Origin of the sequence: Mesorhizobium sp. Cs1321R2N1, from assembly GCF_037179725.1 — a bacterium.
Lineage (GTDB): Bacteria > Pseudomonadota > Alphaproteobacteria > Rhizobiales > Rhizobiaceae > Mesorhizobium > Mesorhizobium salmacidum.
In genome coordinates this window covers 23,106-39,950 of record NZ_JAPYKP010000019.1, presented here as the reverse complement: position 1 = coordinate 39,950, position 16,845 = coordinate 23,106, and the positions used below count along the sequence as shown (strand labels likewise).

The 16,845-nt window shown below is 64.1% G+C and carries 14 protein-coding genes and 1 pseudogene; 10 read left to right on the top strand and 5 right to left on the bottom strand.

Going from position 1 to position 16,845, the window contains the following annotated elements; all coding sequences use genetic code 11:
* Positions 1-84 precede the first annotated feature (84 nt).
* Positions 85-987, bottom strand: a complete 903-nt coding sequence (locus tag O7A61_RS07905; RefSeq protein WP_337129249.1) for a phosphotransferase family protein — start codon at positions 985-987, stop codon at positions 85-87.
* 94 nt (positions 988-1,081) lie between these two features.
* Here O7A61_RS07905 and O7A61_RS07900 point away from each other — a divergent pair, with 94 nt between their 5' ends.
* Positions 1,082-1,714, top strand: coding sequence for a class I SAM-dependent DNA methyltransferase (locus tag O7A61_RS07900; RefSeq protein WP_337129248.1), 633 nt, complete (start codon positions 1,082-1,084; stop codon positions 1,712-1,714).
* Here O7A61_RS07900 and O7A61_RS07895 read toward each other — a convergent pair.
* Together O7A61_RS07895 and O7A61_RS07890 are read right to left on the bottom strand one after the other, a co-directional pair.
* A complete protein-coding gene (locus tag O7A61_RS07895) occupies positions 1,711-4,164 on the bottom strand; it encodes a GcvT family protein (protein ID WP_337129247.1) in 2,454 nt (817 codons plus the stop codon). The genes O7A61_RS07900 and O7A61_RS07895 overlap by 4 nt on opposite strands.
* Entirely contained in the window at positions 4,161-5,048 is an 888-nt protein-coding gene (locus O7A61_RS07890; RefSeq protein WP_337129246.1) for a phosphotransferase family protein, read from the bottom strand. Before O7A61_RS07890 ends, O7A61_RS07895 begins: the two co-directional genes overlap by 4 nt.
* A 413-nt stretch (positions 5,049-5,461) precedes the next feature.
* On the opposite strand from O7A61_RS07890, the gene O7A61_RS07885 reads away from it, so the two are divergent.
* Positions 5,462-6,238 carry a DeoR/GlpR family DNA-binding transcription regulator gene (locus O7A61_RS07885; RefSeq protein WP_337129245.1) on the top strand — a complete coding sequence of 259 codons (777 nt, stop codon included), beginning with the start codon at positions 5,462-5,464 and terminating at the stop codon, positions 6,236-6,238.
* A gap of 121 nt (positions 6,239-6,359) precedes the next feature.
* Here O7A61_RS07885 and O7A61_RS07880 read toward each other — a convergent pair whose 3' ends face one another.
* Both O7A61_RS07880 and O7A61_RS07875 read right to left on the bottom strand, forming a co-directional pair.
* On the bottom strand, positions 6,360-7,721 hold the full coding sequence (locus O7A61_RS07880) for a sensor histidine kinase (protein WP_337129244.1): 1,362 nt from the start codon (positions 7,719-7,721) through the stop codon (positions 6,360-6,362).
* 10 nt (positions 7,722-7,731) lie between these two features.
* Positions 7,732-8,405, bottom strand: a pseudogene (locus O7A61_RS07875) (response regulator transcription factor).
* Positions 8,406-8,696: 291 nt separating this feature from the next.
* Here O7A61_RS07875 and O7A61_RS07870 point away from each other — a divergent pair.
* The 8 genes from O7A61_RS07870 to O7A61_RS07835 all read left to right on the top strand — a co-directional run bounded on the left by O7A61_RS07870 (position 8,697) and on the right by O7A61_RS07835 (position 16,833).
* Positions 8,697-9,296, top strand: a complete 600-nt coding sequence (locus O7A61_RS07870) for a class I SAM-dependent methyltransferase (RefSeq protein ID WP_337129243.1) — start codon at positions 8,697-8,699, stop codon at positions 9,294-9,296.
* Complete coding sequence (locus tag O7A61_RS07865; protein ID WP_337129242.1) at positions 9,293-9,910, top strand: DedA family protein; 618 nt, start codon at positions 9,293-9,295, stop codon at positions 9,908-9,910. The genes O7A61_RS07870 and O7A61_RS07865 overlap by 4 nt, the downstream gene beginning before the upstream one ends.
* A gap of 81 nt (positions 9,911-9,991) precedes the next feature.
* A complete protein-coding gene (locus O7A61_RS07860; RefSeq protein ID WP_027142168.1) occupies positions 9,992-10,903 on the top strand; it encodes a LysR substrate-binding domain-containing protein in 912 nt (303 codons plus the stop codon).
* Between the two features lie 205 nt (positions 10,904-11,108).
* A complete protein-coding gene (locus tag O7A61_RS07855; protein ID WP_337129241.1) occupies positions 11,109-12,263 on the top strand; it encodes an ABC transporter substrate-binding protein in 1,155 nt (384 codons plus the stop codon).
* Positions 12,264-12,440: 177 nt separating this feature from the next.
* Positions 12,441-13,439: an ABC transporter ATP-binding protein gene (locus O7A61_RS07850; RefSeq protein ID WP_337129240.1), complete on the top strand. Its 999-nt coding sequence runs from the start codon at positions 12,441-12,443 to the stop codon at positions 13,437-13,439.
* 106 nt (positions 13,440-13,545) lie between these two features.
* A complete protein-coding gene (locus O7A61_RS07845; protein ID WP_337129270.1) occupies positions 13,546-14,505 on the top strand; it encodes an ABC transporter permease in 960 nt (319 codons plus the stop codon).
* Positions 14,495-15,310 (top strand): ABC transporter permease, encoded by an 816-nt coding sequence (locus O7A61_RS07840; RefSeq protein WP_027142164.1) that lies wholly within the window; start codon positions 14,495-14,497, stop codon positions 15,308-15,310. The genes O7A61_RS07845 and O7A61_RS07840 overlap by 11 nt, the downstream gene beginning before the upstream one ends.
* A gap of 95 nt (positions 15,311-15,405) precedes the next feature.
* On the top strand, positions 15,406-16,833 hold the full coding sequence (locus tag O7A61_RS07835) for a gamma-aminobutyraldehyde dehydrogenase (protein WP_337129239.1): 1,428 nt from the start codon (positions 15,406-15,408) through the stop codon (positions 16,831-16,833).
* The last annotated feature ends 12 nt before the right edge of the window (positions 16,834-16,845 follow it).

The window sequence follows — 16,845 nt, the reverse complement described above, 5'->3', positions numbered from 1 at the left end:
CCAGAATCCTACAGCATGTCGCGGCGAATCCTATTCGCCGCGACATGCCGTAGGGCCCGGATTTCGGGTGTCCAATGCCGCGCTTTAGCCCTGGCGTACCGCAGCAAGGTGCCGCGAAAATTCCTCTGTCTCCATGAGCGCCTTGCAGCGTGCGAAGCGGCCGTCGGCATAGGCGCGGAAATCGTCGGCCGGATTGTTGTTGGCGAGCTGGATCAGCCCCCACAGCGTCCACAACAAGTCGCACATCGCCTTGTAGATGACGACGCGGCCGCGCTCCGCCGGCTTCGCCTCGCCACCGAAATAGGCGCGCATCAACTCCTCGTCCTGGGCCGCGTCGAACTTGCCTTCGACGCTGAGATCGCCGAGGTCCCAGAGGGGGTCGTTCATCCCGGAATATTCCCAGTCGACGATCCACATCCGCTCGCCCGTATCGAGAAAATTTTCGCACAGCGGATCGCAATGGCAGGCGACGAGGGGCAAGGCATGGACGGCCAGGGCCGAACGCACGCTGCCGGCCGCGCGCACCACGTCATGATAGCCGGCGGGAAGGGCGACATCCCTGGTCGACAGCACCTTGAGATAGCCGTCGATCATCGAAAACAGCTCGAAGCGGAAGGGGAACACCGCGCCGGACGCGTGCAGCTTGTGGAAGGCCTCGGCCGCCCGGGCCGGACTGCCCTGCCGCTCCCTGAATTTCTCCGGCGACATCGTCTCGGCATCGGCGATGTAGCGCGTCACCATCAGGCCCGTGGCGGCATGGGCATGCAGCACCTCGGGACTGACGCCGGCCTTCGCCGCCTGGCGCGCCGCCACCGCTTCGTTGGCGCGGTTGATGTATTCCTCGGTGCCTTTGCCCGGAATGCGCAGGCAGTAATCGCCGGCCTTGAAGACGAGGTTGGTGAGGCCGCCAAGCCGTTCCAGCGGCCCGGTGTAGCCAGCCAGCACCGGAATGGCGGCAAGTTTTGCCCGCGCCTCGTCTGTCACCATGCCTGCGTCCCCACGCGCTATTTCTTTGCGACAACGGTTCCACAATTTTCGCCGTTTGGCTATCATCCCGGCAAGACAGGGAGTTTGTGGACACGTGACGGACGGCAAACATCAAGGCGCGCTCGGCGAGGCCTACGCGGCCAAGCGCCCGGAAGAGGTAGCGGCACTCTATGACAGGTGGTCGCAAACTTATGACGCCGATATGTCGACCGCCGGCTACCGCCACCCGACGATCTGCCTTGCCTTGCTGGCCCGCCATCTGCCGCGCGGTTCAGCCCCGCTGCTCGACGCCGGGGCAGGTACCGGGCTGATCGGCGAATGGCTCGACATTGCCGGCTATCCCCAGGTCGAGGCGCTCGACATCTCACAGGGCATGCTGGATCAGGCCGCGCGCAAGGGCGTCTATTCGGCGCTGCATTGCCTGGCACTCGGCGGTGACCTGCCTTTTCCCAACGACACCTATGCCGGCATCATCTCGGCCGGTGTGTTCACCTCGGGTCATGTCGGCGCCGACGGTTTGGACGAACTGATCCGCATCTGCCGGCCGGGCGGAGTGATCGTGCTGACGGTCAAGAACACGTTGTGGGATCAGGGCTTTCCCGCGCGCATCGCCGAACTCGAGGCGCAAGGCCTGGTCGTCCGCATTGAGGAAACACGTCCCTACGTCTCGATGCCTGGCGAGGCCGATACCGTCCCCAGCCGTGGCCTTGCTTTGCGCGTGCGTTAAGCCTTGACGCGCTTCATTGCCGGGTCGTATAGCGGCTCAAGACAGATTTGAGCCGGCGTCCGCTGCATCGCGACCACCAGTTCATAGCTGCCCGAGGCGAGGAAATCATCGTTCACCCCCTCGGCGTTGCGCACATAGCCGTAACCGATGTTCTTGCCGACCGTGTAGCCGTAGCCGCCGCTTGTGAGATAACCGACCGGCTCGCCGTTGCGCAGGATGGTTTCGCGGCCGAGCAGCACGATCTCCTGGTCATCGACTGTGAAGCCGGCGAACCGTTTCATCGACGCTGCGCCGCCAACTTTCTCAAGTGCGCGTCGTCCGACGAAGTCGGTGTTCTTACGCAGCTTTACGGCCCAGCCCAGCCCAGCCTCCAGCGGTGTGTCATTGGGCGTGATGTCGGAGCCCCAGGCGCGATAGCCCTTTTCCAGCCGCAGTGATTCCAGCGCGCGGTAGCCGACCGGCCGGATGTCGTGCTTCCCGCCCGCCGCCATCAGCGCGTCGAAGACTTCACCGGTGGCGGGGATCGGCACATGCAGCTCCCAGCCCAGTTCGCCGACATAGGTGACACGCAGCGCCCGGACTCTGTGACCCGCGATGACGATTTCCCGCACATGGCCGAACGGGAAGCCGGCATTCGACACATCCGCATTGGTGACGGCCGAAAGCACATCGCGGGCGCGCGGCCCCATCAGCGACAGCGTGCCGAAATCCTCGGTGACATCGGCGAGCTGGGCATCGAGGCCCTCGCCAATATGGTCGCTGATCCACGAGGCGTCATGGGTGCGGAAACCGGTGCCGGTGACGATGTAGAATTTTTCCTCGGCCAGCCGCGACACGGTCAGGTCGGCCTCGATGCCGCCGCGCGTATTGAGGAGTTGCGTGTACGTCAGCCGGCCGACCGGCTTGCTGACGTCGTTGGCGCAGATCCAGTCAAGGGCCTTGGCAGCGTCGGGGCCGCTCAGCTCATATTTGGCGAAGGACGACTGGTCGAAGATGCCGACATGCTCGCGCACGTGGCGGTGCTCGTCACCGACGGCGGCGAACCAGTTCTGCCGGCCCATCGAATAGAGGTCCTTTGGCTCGACGCCCTTCGGCGCGAACCAGTTCGGCCGCTCCCAATCGAGCTTCGAGCCAAACACGGCGCGTTGCTGCTTCAACCGCTCATACAGCGGCGAGACGATGCGCGGCCGGCCGCTGACGTACTCTTCGTGCGGGAAGCCGATCGTGTAGTGCTTGCCATAGGCTTCCAGCGTGCGCTCGCACACCCATTGCCGGTCGCGGTGCAGGTTGGAAAAGCGCCTGATGTCGACCACCCACAGGTCGAGCGGCGCCTCGCCGTCGACCACCCATTGCGCCAGCACCCAGCCGGCGCCGCCGCCCGAGGCGATACCGAAAGCGTTGAAGCCGGCGCCGACGAACATGTTGGCGCATTCGGGCGCCACGCCGAGGATGAAATTGCCGTCGGGCGTGAAGCTTTCCGGCCCGTTGATCATCTGCTTGACGCCGACCGTCTCCAGCGCCGGCACGCGCGCGATCGCCTGAGCCATGTGCTGCTCGAAATGATCGTAATCGTCGTCGAACAGCCGGAACTCCCAGTCGTCGGGCACGTCGCCTCGAGGGAGACCGGTTGTCCAGGCCTGCGGGTTCGGCTCATAGCCGCCCATCACCAGCCCGCCGACCTCTTCCTTGAAATAGGTGCGCCGATCGGGGTCGCGCAGCGTCGGCGCGTCAGTCGCCAGCCCCGCGATTTTCTCGGTGATGATGTACTGGTGCTTCACCGGCTGCAGCGGCACGTTGATGCCGGCCATGGCGCCGACCTGCCGCGCCCATTGCCCAGCGCAGTTCACCACCTTGTCACAGGCGATGTCGCCTTGATTGGTCTTCACCGCCGCGATGCGGTCGCCCTTCATCTCGAAGCCGGTGACACACACCCCCTCGTAGAGCTTGGCGCCATGCATGCGCGCGCCCTTGGCCAGCGACTGCGTGATGTCGGAAGGGCTCGCCTGGCCGTCGGTCGGCAGCCAGGACGCGCCGACCAGATCGCCGGTCTCCATCAGCGGCCACATCGCCTTGACCTCCGCAGGCGACAGAAGCTGCATGTCCATGCCGAAGCTTCTCGCCGTCGTCGCCAGCCTTTTGTACTCGGTCCAGCGGTCGGCATTGGTGGCGAGCCTGAGGCAGCCGGTCATCTTCCAGCCGGTGGCGAGCCCGGTCTCGGCTTCCAGCCCCTTGTAGAGGTCGACGGAGTATTTCAGTACCCGCGTGATCGAGGCCGACGAGCGCAATTGCCCGACCAGGCCGGCGGCATGCCAGGTCGAGCCCGAGGTCAGCTTGCCCTGTTCGAGCAGCACCACGTCGGCCTTGTGGTCGCGCGCCAGATGATAGGCCGTCGAACAGCCGATGATGCCGCCGCCGATGACGACGATCGCGGCCTGGCTAGGCAAGGTCATGATTTCAGGATCCCGTATTTTGTCCGGTAGCTTTCCAGTGCCGCGTCGAGCCTCACCAGGTTTTCCTCGGTGTAGGCGACGTAGTCGATGCCGGGCGCGTCGAGATAGAGTTCCGACACCATGCTCCACATCGCTTCGCGCAGCAGCGAGGCGCATTGCATGGCGGCGTGCGAGCGGCGGATCGCCTCATCCGGTTCCTTCATGAAATAGGCGGTCAGGAAGGCGAAGGATTCCTCATCGCTCATGCCCGCGTTCGAAGCGACGCCGGCGAGGTCGAACATCGCCGTGTTGAAGCCGGCATATTCGAAATCGATCAGCCACAGCCTGCTGCCGTCGTCGAGAATATTGGCAGGCAGAAGATCATTGTGGCCAAAGACGATCGGCAGCAATTTCTGAGCGCGCTCCAGTTCGTCGGCCAGCGCCAGGAAGCGCGGCAGGTCACCGCGCTTGCGGCTGTCGCCTTCTTCAAGCGTGCGCGCGTAGTCGCGGATGACATGGAACACCCAGAACATGAAGCCGGCGCCGGAGATATGGTTGGGCATCTCCCGGTGGAAGCCGCGCATCAGCGCCGCGACGCGTCCGAGATTGGCGCGCACGTCCTCGGCCAGATAGGTTTTGGCGCCAAGAAATGCCGTCACCAGGATTCCTGGTTCGGCATAGTGGACCGCCGGCGCGAACCCGGCGGCGTGAGCCGCCCGCGCGGTCATCACCTCGCGTTCGCGGAAGACATGGTGGAACGGATAATCCTGGCCGAAGCGCACGACATGTTTGCCGGCCGTGTCGGTGACCACATAATTCGCGTTGCTCAAGCCGCCGGGCAGCGGCGCGATCTCGATGGCGCCCGTCCAGCAGGGCAGGGCGCGGATGCGGTCTTCGGCACTCACGGGATCATCCCTGGTTTGCTAGGCTGGTTTGCCGGGCTTCGCCAAGGCGCCCTGCAACGACGGCGGGGAGAAACGCAAACGATCTCGTCGGTGCGGGACGCCAGGATCGGTATCCCGCACCGCACCGACGAGCCCCTTGGCCAGGTTTTTGACCCCGGCATCCGCCCCCGCGGATCTGAAAATTCGTTGCGCCAGACACGTTGCAGGCTGCCTGGTCAATGAGTTGCGGCTCTGCCAATCATCCTCCCGCTGCAGCTCCGAACCCCTGTTAGGGTTGGATTTCACGCCAGGGTTGCTCTTCTGTCAATAAAAAGATGTGACCTTTTTTGGGTATTTTGCCCGAAAGCATGGGCAATTCCTTTAAAAGCGTTAGGAATGCCTTGGGAAACGGGCAAATTCCGGGACGCGCACATATGATCCACTCGAAACGGCATGGCGAGATCCTGCGGCTGCTGCAGGAAGAGGGAACCGTCACCATCGCCAGCCTGGCCGACCGGTTGGGCGTTTCCCTCGAAACCGTGCGGCGGGACGTCAAGCCGCTCACCGGCGACGGCTCGGTTCTGAAGATGCATGGCGCCATTGGCCTGCCGTCGATGATCGGCGAAGCGCCGTTCGAACGGCGCATGCGCGAGCATGCCGATGCCAAGCGGGTCATCGCACGCATGGTTGCCGCCACCATCCGCGACGGCGAATCGATCATGCTCGACACCGGCACCACGACTTCGTTCCTGGCGCGCGAACTGCTCGGCCACCGGCGCCTGACGGTCGTCACCAACTCGTCTGATATTGCCCGCACGCTGGCCACCATCAACGGCAACAAGGTCTATATGGCCGGCGGCGAGCTGCGCAGCGATTCAGGAGCCGCGTTCGGGACGTCGGCGATCGAGTTCGTCAGCCGCTTCTCGGTCAGCCACGCCATCATTTCCACCGGCGCCGTGGATGCGGTGACGGGTGTCATGGACTTTGATCTGGACGAGGCGGAATTCGCCCGCATGGTGCTGTCGCGCGGCCAGCGCTCGCTCGTCGTCACCGACCACACGAAGTTCGGCCGCCAGGGCCTGGTTCAGGTCTGCGGCTTCGACGGCTTTTCCGAACTCGCCACCGATCGCGCGCCGCCGCATGACATTGCCGCCGCCCTCGCACAGGCCGGCGCGCGGCTCAGCATCGCCGGCGGCGACGCGGGAATTTAGCCAAAGGCGATGGTGTGCATCGGCGTGCCGCGTCTCCGGCGGCATAGACGCCGGAATTCGTTGTCTGCTGTCTCTCATCGACTGATGTCATCGCGGGCGTCCGTGTGAACTCGCGGCGACGCTATGCCGCCAACGCGCGAAAACTCATCCTGAAGCAGGCGCCGCTGGGCTTGCCGTCGAGGATTTCGATGCGCCCGCCATGGAGATACATGATCTCCTGCACGAGGTTGAGGCCGAGTCCGGCGCCATGATCCTGCGGGCGCAATCGGTAGAAGGGTTCGAAGATGCGCTCCCGCTCGCCCGGCGGCACGCCGTCGCCTTCGTCCCGCACCTCGATGATGGCGGGCGTTGTGACGCTGACGGTGATCTTGCCGGCGCGGCCGCCATGCTCGATGGCGTTCTGCACGATGTTGGTCACCGCACGTTCGATCGCGGTGCGGTCGCCCGTGGCAAAAAGCGTGTCCCTCTCCGGCTCGAACGACATCTCGTATCCGGCCGAGAATGCTATCGGCGCGAGGTCGACGATGACGCCTCGCGCAATCGTCACGAGATCGACCCTTTCGAAAGGCGATGTCTGCCGGTCGAGACGCTGCAGGTCGAGCAACTGGTCGGTCAGCGTCGAGAGCCGTGCTGCATCCTGCAGCAGCCGTGCCCGTTCCGGTGTCGCCGGCAGCGAGGCGAGGCGCGTGTTGAGGATGGCGACCGGTGTCCTGAGCTCATGAGCGGCGTCGGTGAGGAAACGTTTGTGGCGCTCATAGCCCTTGTCGAGCCGCGCAAGGGCCGCATTCACCGCCTTGACCAGCGGTGTCACCTCTGTCGGTACGTCCTGCAGCGGCAGCTGGACACCGCGCTGGTCGATGTCGATGCGTTCGGCCTCGGCGGCTGCATGGCCTAGGCCCGAAAGGGCGCCACGCACCACCCAGGGCGTCGCGAACAGCGTGGCCAGCGCCATCAGCCCGGCGAGCGGCAATATGCCTTGCAGGAAGAATTGCGGCGCTTGTTCGAGGAGGCGCAACAGCGAAAGCCCGCCCTTGGTGCCGGTGAATATCTGGACATTGCCGGCCGCCGTATCGGTCCAGCGAATCTTCCCCTCCGGCGGCGCGGTTTGTCCGATTGCGTGGTCGATACGGGCGTCGCTGATAGTGTCCAGCAATCCGGCGAAAGGCTGGAAGATGGGCGGCATGGTGCCCTCCTGCAGCCGCTGGCCCTGCTTGTCTCGGATGATGAACCAGAGATCGGGGACCTCGGATCGCAGCTTCGTCAGGTCCGAGGTCTCGCGCAGGATGAGCTTCCCGCCTGCGTCACGCGCCACCGCATCCGCCAGCACGTCCATTGTGCCGTCCTCATAATCGTGCGGAATGAGCCCGGTGGCGAGCAATGCGACGAGAATGCCGACGATGATCAGCGTCAGCATCGCGCATTGCAGCAAGGCGATGCGCAGCACCAGGCTCCATTTCAGCGAACGCGGGCGCTTGAGGCTCATTGCTTGGCGCTCATGTCGTCTCGCGCAGGAGATAGCCGACGCCGCGAATGCCGTTGATCGTCACGCCGGCATCGGCATCGGCGAGCTTGCGGCGCAGGCGCGAGACATGGGTGTCGAGGGCGTTGGACTGGATCTCGTCGTCGAGGCCGAACACCGCCTCCATCAGCGCCTCGCGTTGCACCATGCGGCCGGTGCGCCGCATCAGCGCCTCCAGCACCAGGAGTTCGCGGCGCGGCAGGCTGAGCGGTTCGCACGGATCGACGCTTCGCGATGCCCGACATCGAGCACCAGACCGCCGGCACGGATGAATTGCGACCGCATCGGTGCCGGGCGCCTGAGCAGCGCGCGCAGGCGAGCCAGCAGTTCCTCGAAGGCGAATGGTTTCGCCAGATAGTCGTCCGCGCCCATGTCCAGCCCATCGACCTTGTCCGACGTGTCGCCTCTCGCCGTCAGCATCAGCACTGGCGTGGTGTTCTTGGCCGAACGCAATCTGGGCACCAGCGACAACCCGTCGCCATCCGGCAACTGGCGGTCGAGCAGGATCGCGTCGTAGCTGTCGGCGGCAACGAAGCCTTCCGCCTCGTTGAGCGAACCGGCGTGATCGACCACCATGTCGTGGCGCTTCAGCGCGGCACGCAAGGCAGAGACCATTTCAGGCTCGTCCTCGACCAGCAAGATTCGCATCGACAATTCTCCAGCAGCAGCTTCGGGCGCTACCGCGCCAACATTGCGCAAACATGGCAAAGCCGAACGGCCCGGGTCGACAAACGCTTTCTTTGCCTCCGCGAGATTGCGCAATGTCTATGCAACCCAGTCGCGGCAAACAGCACCGGTCGGCACGAATCGCCCATGCCGGCGTGAAGGCGTCGGGGCCGAATATGCAACAGGTCGGGCCCGACGTTGAAACGAAATGGCGCTGAAACGAATCAGTTGGCCACACAATCTGGCGTGCTGTTGTCCGGGATTGAGGTTACCATGCCTGCAAATGATGCTCTGTCTTTCCTCGTGGCGTGGACCGTGGCGCCGTTCAGGGTCGGCTCCGTCACGCCGTCCAGCTCCAGCCTGGCGGCATTGATGACGCGCGACATCGGACCCGAGACGGGTCCCGTGTTGGAGCTCGGTCCAGGAACCGGCCCCTTCACGCGAGCGCTGCTGTCGCGCGGGGTTAAGGAGGAAGATTTGACGCTGATCGAATCCGATCCGGATTTTGCCGCACTGCTCAAGCGTCGCTTTCCGGCCGCCCGGATATTCGAGATGGATGCTGTCGGTCTGTGCCGTCTGTCGCTCTTTCACCGGCCGGTGATTGGTGCTGCCGTCAGCGGCTTGCCTTTCCGGCTGATCTCGCCGCGCAGGACGCTCGCCATTCTCGAAGGTGTTTTCGCGAACCTTCGCCCGGGCGGAGCGCTCTATCAGTTCACGCTTGGACGGCGCTGCCCGTTCGACCAGTCGCTGCTCGACAGGCTCGATCTCGAGGTCACGCGGGTTGGCCATACCTTTCGCAACTTCCCGCCGGCGACGGTCTATCGCATCGCCAGGATCAAGACGTCAGAAACATACGACTGGCGCTTCTCATGACGGGACCGTTGTCGGCCATTCTCGGCTTCGGCCTGTTCGGCGTCTTCTGCCTCGCCTTCACCGAAAAGATCCTGCCGATTCCGCCCTCGCATGTGTTGCTGCTGTTCCTCGGTATGACGGCGGCGCCTGACCATGCGACGCTGGCGATCCTGCTGGCGGTGACGACTTCCGCCTCCTTCGCCGGCTGCCTTGTCTGGTATGCGGCCGGCCGCCGGATCGGCTTCGACCGTGCCGACAGGCTGATCGGACGAGCCGGCAGATATGTCTTCCTGCGCCCCGAAACCTATCGCAAGCTTGGCCAGGCCTATCGCCGCAATCATGTCAGGGTGTCCTTGCTGGCACAGTTCATCCCGACGGTGCGCAATTACCTGCCGATCGCTGCTGGCGCGCTTTACCTGCCTGCCTTGCCCTTCGCGGCCGCGACACTGCTTGGCGCCACCATATGGAATGCGGGCTTTCTCCTGACCGGTTACCTCATGCGCGGCAGTGGCCAGGATTCCTTCGCGGTTGGCCTGCGCATCATCGTCATCGTCGTGGCGCTTGAGACGGCCTTCATGCTTGCGTTGCGCTATGGCCCGACATGGCGACGCCGCATCAGGCTGATGCTCGGCTGACCGCGCTGCACCAATCTCCGGTCACGGGATAAGCTCCGCAGCCGGCTTTCCTTCGCTTGCCTGCCGGTGTTTAGTCCGGCCATGGCCTTCACCATCCGACAGTTGCAGTTCTTCATCGCCGTTGCCGAGCAAGGTACGGTGTCGCGCGCGGCGCAAAACCTCTCCATTTCGCAATCGTCCGTCACCGAGGCGATCAAGGAGCTTGAAAGCGATCTTGGCGTCGAACTGTTCGAGCGCCATCCGCGCGGCCTCAACATCACCCACAAGGGCCACCAGTTCCTGCGTCATGCCACAAAGATTCTCGCTGACGTGTCCGACGCGCGCCGCTCTTTTTCCGGCGAACAGGCCGTGGCGGGCGGGCGGCTGCAACTCGGCGTCACCTCGCTGGTCGCCGGCTATGTGCTGTCGGATCTGCTTTCACGCTACCGCCGCGCCTATCCGGGCGTCGAGGTCTCGGCCATAGAGGACAATGGCGACTACCTCGAACACCTGCTGATCGGTGGCAAGCTCGACATTGCCGTCATGGTCACCTCCAATTTGCGCGACCGCACTGCCCTGCAATCGGAAATCCTCGAAGTCTCGGCCTATCGGCTGTGGCTGCCGCTCGGCCATCCCTTGGCTGGCGCCGACATTATCGGCATCGGCGATATCGCCTCCGAACCGCTGATCATGCTGACCGTCGACGAGATCGAGGAGAACACCGGCAAGCTGCTGACGGCGATCGGCGCCAGGCCGCATGTCGCCTTCCGCACCCGTTCCGTGGAAGCCGTGCGCAGCCTGGTCGCCACCGGCGCCGGCGTGGCACTGCTCCCTGACCTTGTCTACCGGCCCTGGTCGCTGGAAGGCGACCGCATCGAATCGCGCGACATTTCGGGTTCCTTGCCGGTGGTGCAGGTTGGCATGGTCTGGCGGCGAGGCTCCGGCCTGGCCGCCGCGGCGCGCGACTTCATCGGCCTTGCCCAGTCGCAGCGGATGGTGCGCCAGCGTCTGTGATAGAGCTATCGGAAAAACCGATATCGGCCTTCTGATAAATGAATTTGCGAAACCGGAATTTTCAAAGCACCTTCCGTTTCAGGGACACAAGCTGCCATCAGAGCGGCGCCAAGTCCAACGGACGAGCTGACAAGTTTTCAGTCCGCGCGTGATCCAGCGAAAACCGGAGCGGTTTCTGGATCACGCGCCAAAATGGGAGTCGATAATGAATTCATTCCTGAAGTCGTGCACTGCTTTGACGGTCGCGCTGACCTTCTCCGGTCAGGCCATCGCCCAGGTCAAGGAACTCGGCAAGGGCGAGGGCGAGGTGAACATCGTCGCCTGGCCGGGCTATATCGAGCGCGGCGAGACCGACAAGGGCTATGACTGGGTCACCGCCTTCGAGAAGGAGAGCGGCTGCAAGGTCAACGTCAAGACCGCCAACACCTCGGATGAGATGGTCTCGCTGATGAACGAGGGCGGCTTCGACCTCGTCACCGCGTCGGGCGATGCCTCGCTGCGCCTCGTCGCTGGCAAGCGCGTGCAGCCGATCAACACCGATCTCATCCCGGGCTGGAAAACCGTCGACGACCGGCTGAAGGACGCGCCCTGGTTTACTGTCGGCGGCGTTCATTACGGCGTGCCCTATCAGTGGGGACCGAACATCCTGATGTACAACACCGAGGTGTTCAAGGAAGCGCCGAAGAGCTGGAACGTCGTCTTCGAGGAGATGAAGCTGCCGGACGGCAAGTCCAACAAGGGTCGCGTCCAGGCCTATGACGGACCGATCCACATCGCCGACGCCGCCAATTACCTGATGTTCCACAAGCCGGAACTCGGCATCAAGGACCCATACGAATTGAACGAGGACCAGTACAAGGCGGCGCTCGAATTGCTGCGCGTCCAGCGCACGCTGGTTGGCCGCTACTGGCATGATGCCGCCATCCAGGTCGACGATTTCCAGAATGAAGGCGTGGTTGCTTCGGGCTCGTGGCCCTATCAGGTCAACACGCTGGTCGCCGCCAAGAAGCCGGTCGCCTCGACCGTACCGGAAGAAGGCGTCACCGGCTGGGCCGACACCACCATGATGGAAGCCGACGCGGCGCATCCGAACTGCGCCTACATGTGGCTCGAGCATTCGCTGGCGCCGAAGGTCCAGGGCGATGTCTCCGCCTGGTTCGGCTCGCTGCCGGTCGTGCCCGCCGCCTGCAAGGGCAACGAGCTGCTCGGCGAGGAAGGCTGCAAGACCAACGGCTACGACAATTTCGACAAGATCAAGTTCTGGAAGACGCCGGTCTCGAAATGCGTCACCCAGAACGACCAGTGCGTGCCCTACTATCGCTGGGTGTCGGATTATATCGGCGTCATCGGCGGACGGTGATCTCTCTTACCCTCCCCCTCGTGGGGAGGGTCGACGCGCAGCGTCGGGGTGGGGCTGCTCGGCCGTCTGTGCAGGTCACCCCCACCTGCGGCTTCGCCGCGACCTCCCATCGAGGGGGAGGTGAAGCGGCGTGCTACGGCAATCCGACAGAACCAACCGGCAACAGACTGACGTCCCATGACCCCAGCCGTTTCCTTCCAAAGAGTCTCGCGCCATTTCGGCAGCGTTCGCGCCGTCGACGCGGTCGACCTCGACATCGTGCCGGGCGAATTCTTCGCCATGCTCGGGCCGTCCGGGTCCGGCAAGACCACGTGTCTGCGCCTGATCGCCGGCTTCGAGCAGCCGACGGCGGGTTCGATCTCGATCTTCGGCGAGCGTGCCGAAGGCGTGCCGCCCTACCGCCGGAACGTCAACACCGTGTTCCAGGACTACGCGCTGTTCCCGCATCTCAATGTGCTCGACAACGTCGCCTACGGGCTGATGGTCAAGCGCGTGAGCAAGGCCGAGCGGCACAAGGCGGCGGAAGAAGCGCTCTCGCTGGTGCGACTGCCCGGCTACGGCGCCCGGCGGCCCGGCCAGCTCTCCGGCGGCCAGCGCCAGCGTGTCGCGCTCGCCCGCGCGCTGGTCAACCAGCCCAAGGTGCTGCTGCTCGACGAGCCGCTCGGCGCGCTCGACCTCAAGCTGCGTGAAAACATGCAGGAGGAGCTGAAATCGCTGCAGAAGGCGCTCGGCATCACCTTCGTCTTCGTCACCCACGACCAGGGCGAGGCACTGTCGATGGCCGACCGCGTCGCCGTCTTCAACGATGGCAAGATCATGCAGATCGGCACGCCGGAGGACATCTATCAGCGGCCGAGCACGCGCTTTGTCGCTGATTTCGTCGGTTCCTCGAACGTGCTGCCGCCGGATTTCGTCCAGCGTTATTCCGGCCAGCACCGCTGGGGCAGCCTGCGGCCTGAATCCATTCGCGTCGGCCGTGCCGCGAGCGGCGAGGGCGTTGCCGCGCGTCTCGTCTCGACCAATTATCTCGGTGCCACCACCCGGCTGGCGCTCGATGCCGACGGATTGAAACTGCACGCCGTGGTGCCGGCCGGCACCGCCCTGCCGGCGGAGGGCGAGGCGGTGGTGCTGACGTTCAATCGCGAGCACCTGCATCTTATGGACGAGCCGGCATGATTGACGTTTGCGTGAAGCACCCCCCTCTGTCCTGCCCGACAGAGGGGGGTGTGAAGGATCTCGGCCTTGCCGCCGTTGATCCAATCGACAGGGTGGCGCCGTGAGCATCGTCGCCCTCAACGCCAATCCCGTACCCGCCATCCTGCCCGGCAGCGGCGGTCTGCGCGGTGCGCTCTCCGACCTTTTCTGGCGCCGGCCAAAAGTCCTGCTGCTCCTCATGCTGCTGCCGCCGGTTTTGTGGCTCGGCATCGTCTATATCGGCTCGCTGTTCGCGCTTTTGGCGCAGAGCTTTTTCTCCATCGACGAGTTCTCCGGCCTCATCAACCGCCAGTTCACGCTGAAGACCTATGGCGACCTGTTACAGGCCGCCAATCTCGACATCATCCTGCGTACGGTGACGATGGCGGCCCTGGTTACGCTGGCTTCGGCCATCGTCGCCTTCCCCATTGCCTACTACGCGGCGCGCTATGCACGCGGCCGCTGGAAGGCACTGTTTTATCTCGGCGTCATGCTGCCGCTGTGGTCGAGCTATCTGGTCAAGATCTATGCCTGGAAGCTGATCCTGGCCAAGGAAGGCATTTTGACCTGGCTGCTCACCAAGCTGCACTTGTTGTGGCTGCTCGACGCCTGGCTGTCGCTGCCCGTGGTCGGTGGCAATTCGCTGTCGGTATCGTTCACCGGCACTTTCATCGTCTTCGTCTATGTCTGGCTGCCTTTCATGATCCTGCCCGTTCAGGCGGCCCTCGAGCGCGTGCCCGGCAATCTGGTCGAGGCGTCGTCCGATCTCGGCGCCTCGCCCGGCCAGACCTTCCGCAACGTGCTGTTTCCGCTGGCGCTGCCTGGCATCGTCGCCGGCTCGATCTTCACCTTCTCGCTGACATTGGGCGATTACATCATCCCGCAGATCATCGGGACGTCGCGCCTGTTCATCGGCCAGGCCGTCTATTCGCAGCAAGGCACGGCCGGCAACATTCCGCTGGCCGCCGCCTTCACCGTGGTGCCCATCGTCATCATGGGCTTCTATCTCTGGGGCGCCAAGCGCATGGGGGCCTTCGATGCGCTCTGACCGTGGTCAATCCGCTCCGCTAGGCCTGAAGGCCGCCGCTGCCTGCGGCCTGCTCTTCCTGCATTTGCCGATCCTGCTGATCTTCGTCTACGCCTTCACCACCGAGGAGAAGAGTTTCGTCTGGCCGCCGCCCGGGCTGACCACGCAATGGTTCGCCGTCACCTGGAACCGGCCCGATGTCTGGGAAGCGCTGTCGCTGTCGGTCCGCGTCGCCGCCATCTCGACCACGATCGCGCTGGTGCTCGGCACGCTGTGCGCCGCCGCCGTTTCGCGGACGAAATTCTTCGGCCGCGAAACCATCTCTCTGCTGGTCATCCTGCCGATCGCACTGCCCGGCATCATCACCGGCATCGCGCTGCGTTCGGCCTTCGCGCTGGCGGACATCCCCTTCTCGTTCTGGACGATCGTGCTTGGCCACGCCACTTTCTGCGTGGTCGTGGTCTACAACAACGCCGTCGCTCGTTTCCGCCGCACCTCGGGCTCGATGATCGAGGCCTCGATGGATCTCGGCGCCGACGGCTTCCAGACCTTTCGTCATGTCGTGCTGCCCAATATCGCCACCGCATTGCTCGCCGGCGGCATGCTGGCCTTTGCCCTTTCCTTCGACGAGGTCATCGTCACCACCTTCACCGCCGGCCAGCAGCAGACGGTGCCGATCTGGATGCTGGAGGAACTGATCCGTCCGCGCCAGCGTCCGGTCACCAACGTCGTGGCCATGGTCGTCGTCCTGGTGACGCTGCTGCCGATCCTGTTTGCCTACTACCTGACCCGCGACGGCGACCAGATCGCCGGAAGCGGGAAATGAAAAAAGTGAGTGGTGAGTAGTGAGCAGGGAATAGCCGAATCCACGGTGGAAACTCATCCACTACTCACTACTCACTTCTGCCCAAGGAGAACCCAATGGACACCCAGATGCTGATCGGCTCCAAATTCGAGAAGGGCGCCGAGACCGAGGAGCCGATCCTCAATCCGAAGACCGGGGCGACCATTCTCAACCTGCCCGAAGCCAGCCAGGCACAGATCGAGGCCGCCGTGGCGGCAGCGGGACAAGCGTTCGTCTTGTGGTCTCGCACCACGCCGGCGCAACGCTCCGGCTACCTCTTGAAGATCGCCAACCGCATCGAGGCCGAGGCCAGGGAATTCGCCACGCTCGAGGCGCTGAACTGCGGCAAGCCGATCAACGCCGTGCTCAATGACGAAATCCCGGCCATCGTCGACTGCTACCGCTTCTTCGCCGGCGCGGTCCGCTCCATGCCAGGTGTGGTCGCGGGCGAATACCTGCCCGGCCACACCTCGATGGTGCGGCGCGATCCGATCGGCATCGTCGCTTCGATCGCGCCATGGAACTATCCGCTGATGATGATGGCCTGGAAGCTGGCGCCGGCGATCGCCGGCGGCAACACCGTCGTCTTCAAGCCGTCGGAGCAGACGCCGCTGACGGCGCTGAAGCTGGCAAGGATTCTGGCCGAAGTGCTGCCCGAGGGCGTCGTCAATGTCGTGCTTGGCCGGGGCGACAGCGTCGGCAACACGCTGATCAACCATCCCAAGGTCAATATGATCTCGATCACCGGTGACGTCGCCACCGGCAAGAAGGTGCTGCAGGCCGCCGCCAAATCGGTCAAGCGCACGCATCTCGAACTTGGTGGCAAGGCGCCGGTCATCGTCTTCGACGACGCCGACCTCGGCGCCGTCGTCAAGGGCTTGCGCGCCTTCGGCTACTACAATGCCGGCCAGGATTGCACCGCCGCCTGCCGCATCTATGCCGGCAAGAAGATCTACGACAAGCTGGTCGCCGATCTGTCCTCCGCCGTCTCGACCATCAAATACAACCAGCCCGACGACACCGAGAACGAAATCGGGCCATTGATCTCGCGCCGCCAGCGCGATCGCGTCTCGAGCTTTGTCGAGCGTGCTTCGGAGCTGAAGCACATCGAGATCACCACCGGCGGCAAGCCGGGCGAGGGCACCGGCTTCTACTACCAGCCGACCGTCGTCGCCGGTGCGCTGCAGGAGGACGAGATCGTGCGCCGCGAAGTGTTCGGCCCAGTCGTGTCGATCACTCGTTTCACGGAAGTCGACGAGGCGGTGAGCTGGGCCAACGACAGCGATTACGGCCTGGCGTCATCGGTGTGGACCAGGGACGTCTCACGCGCCATGGCGACCGCCGCCCGCCTGCAATATGGCTGCACCTGGATCAACACCCACTTCATGCTGACCAACGAGATGCCGCATGGCGGGCTGAAACAGTCCGGCTACGGCAAGGACATGTCGCTCTACGCGCTGGAGGACTACACCGCCGTGCGCCATGTCATGGTGGCGCACGGGTAAGGGACTATCGCA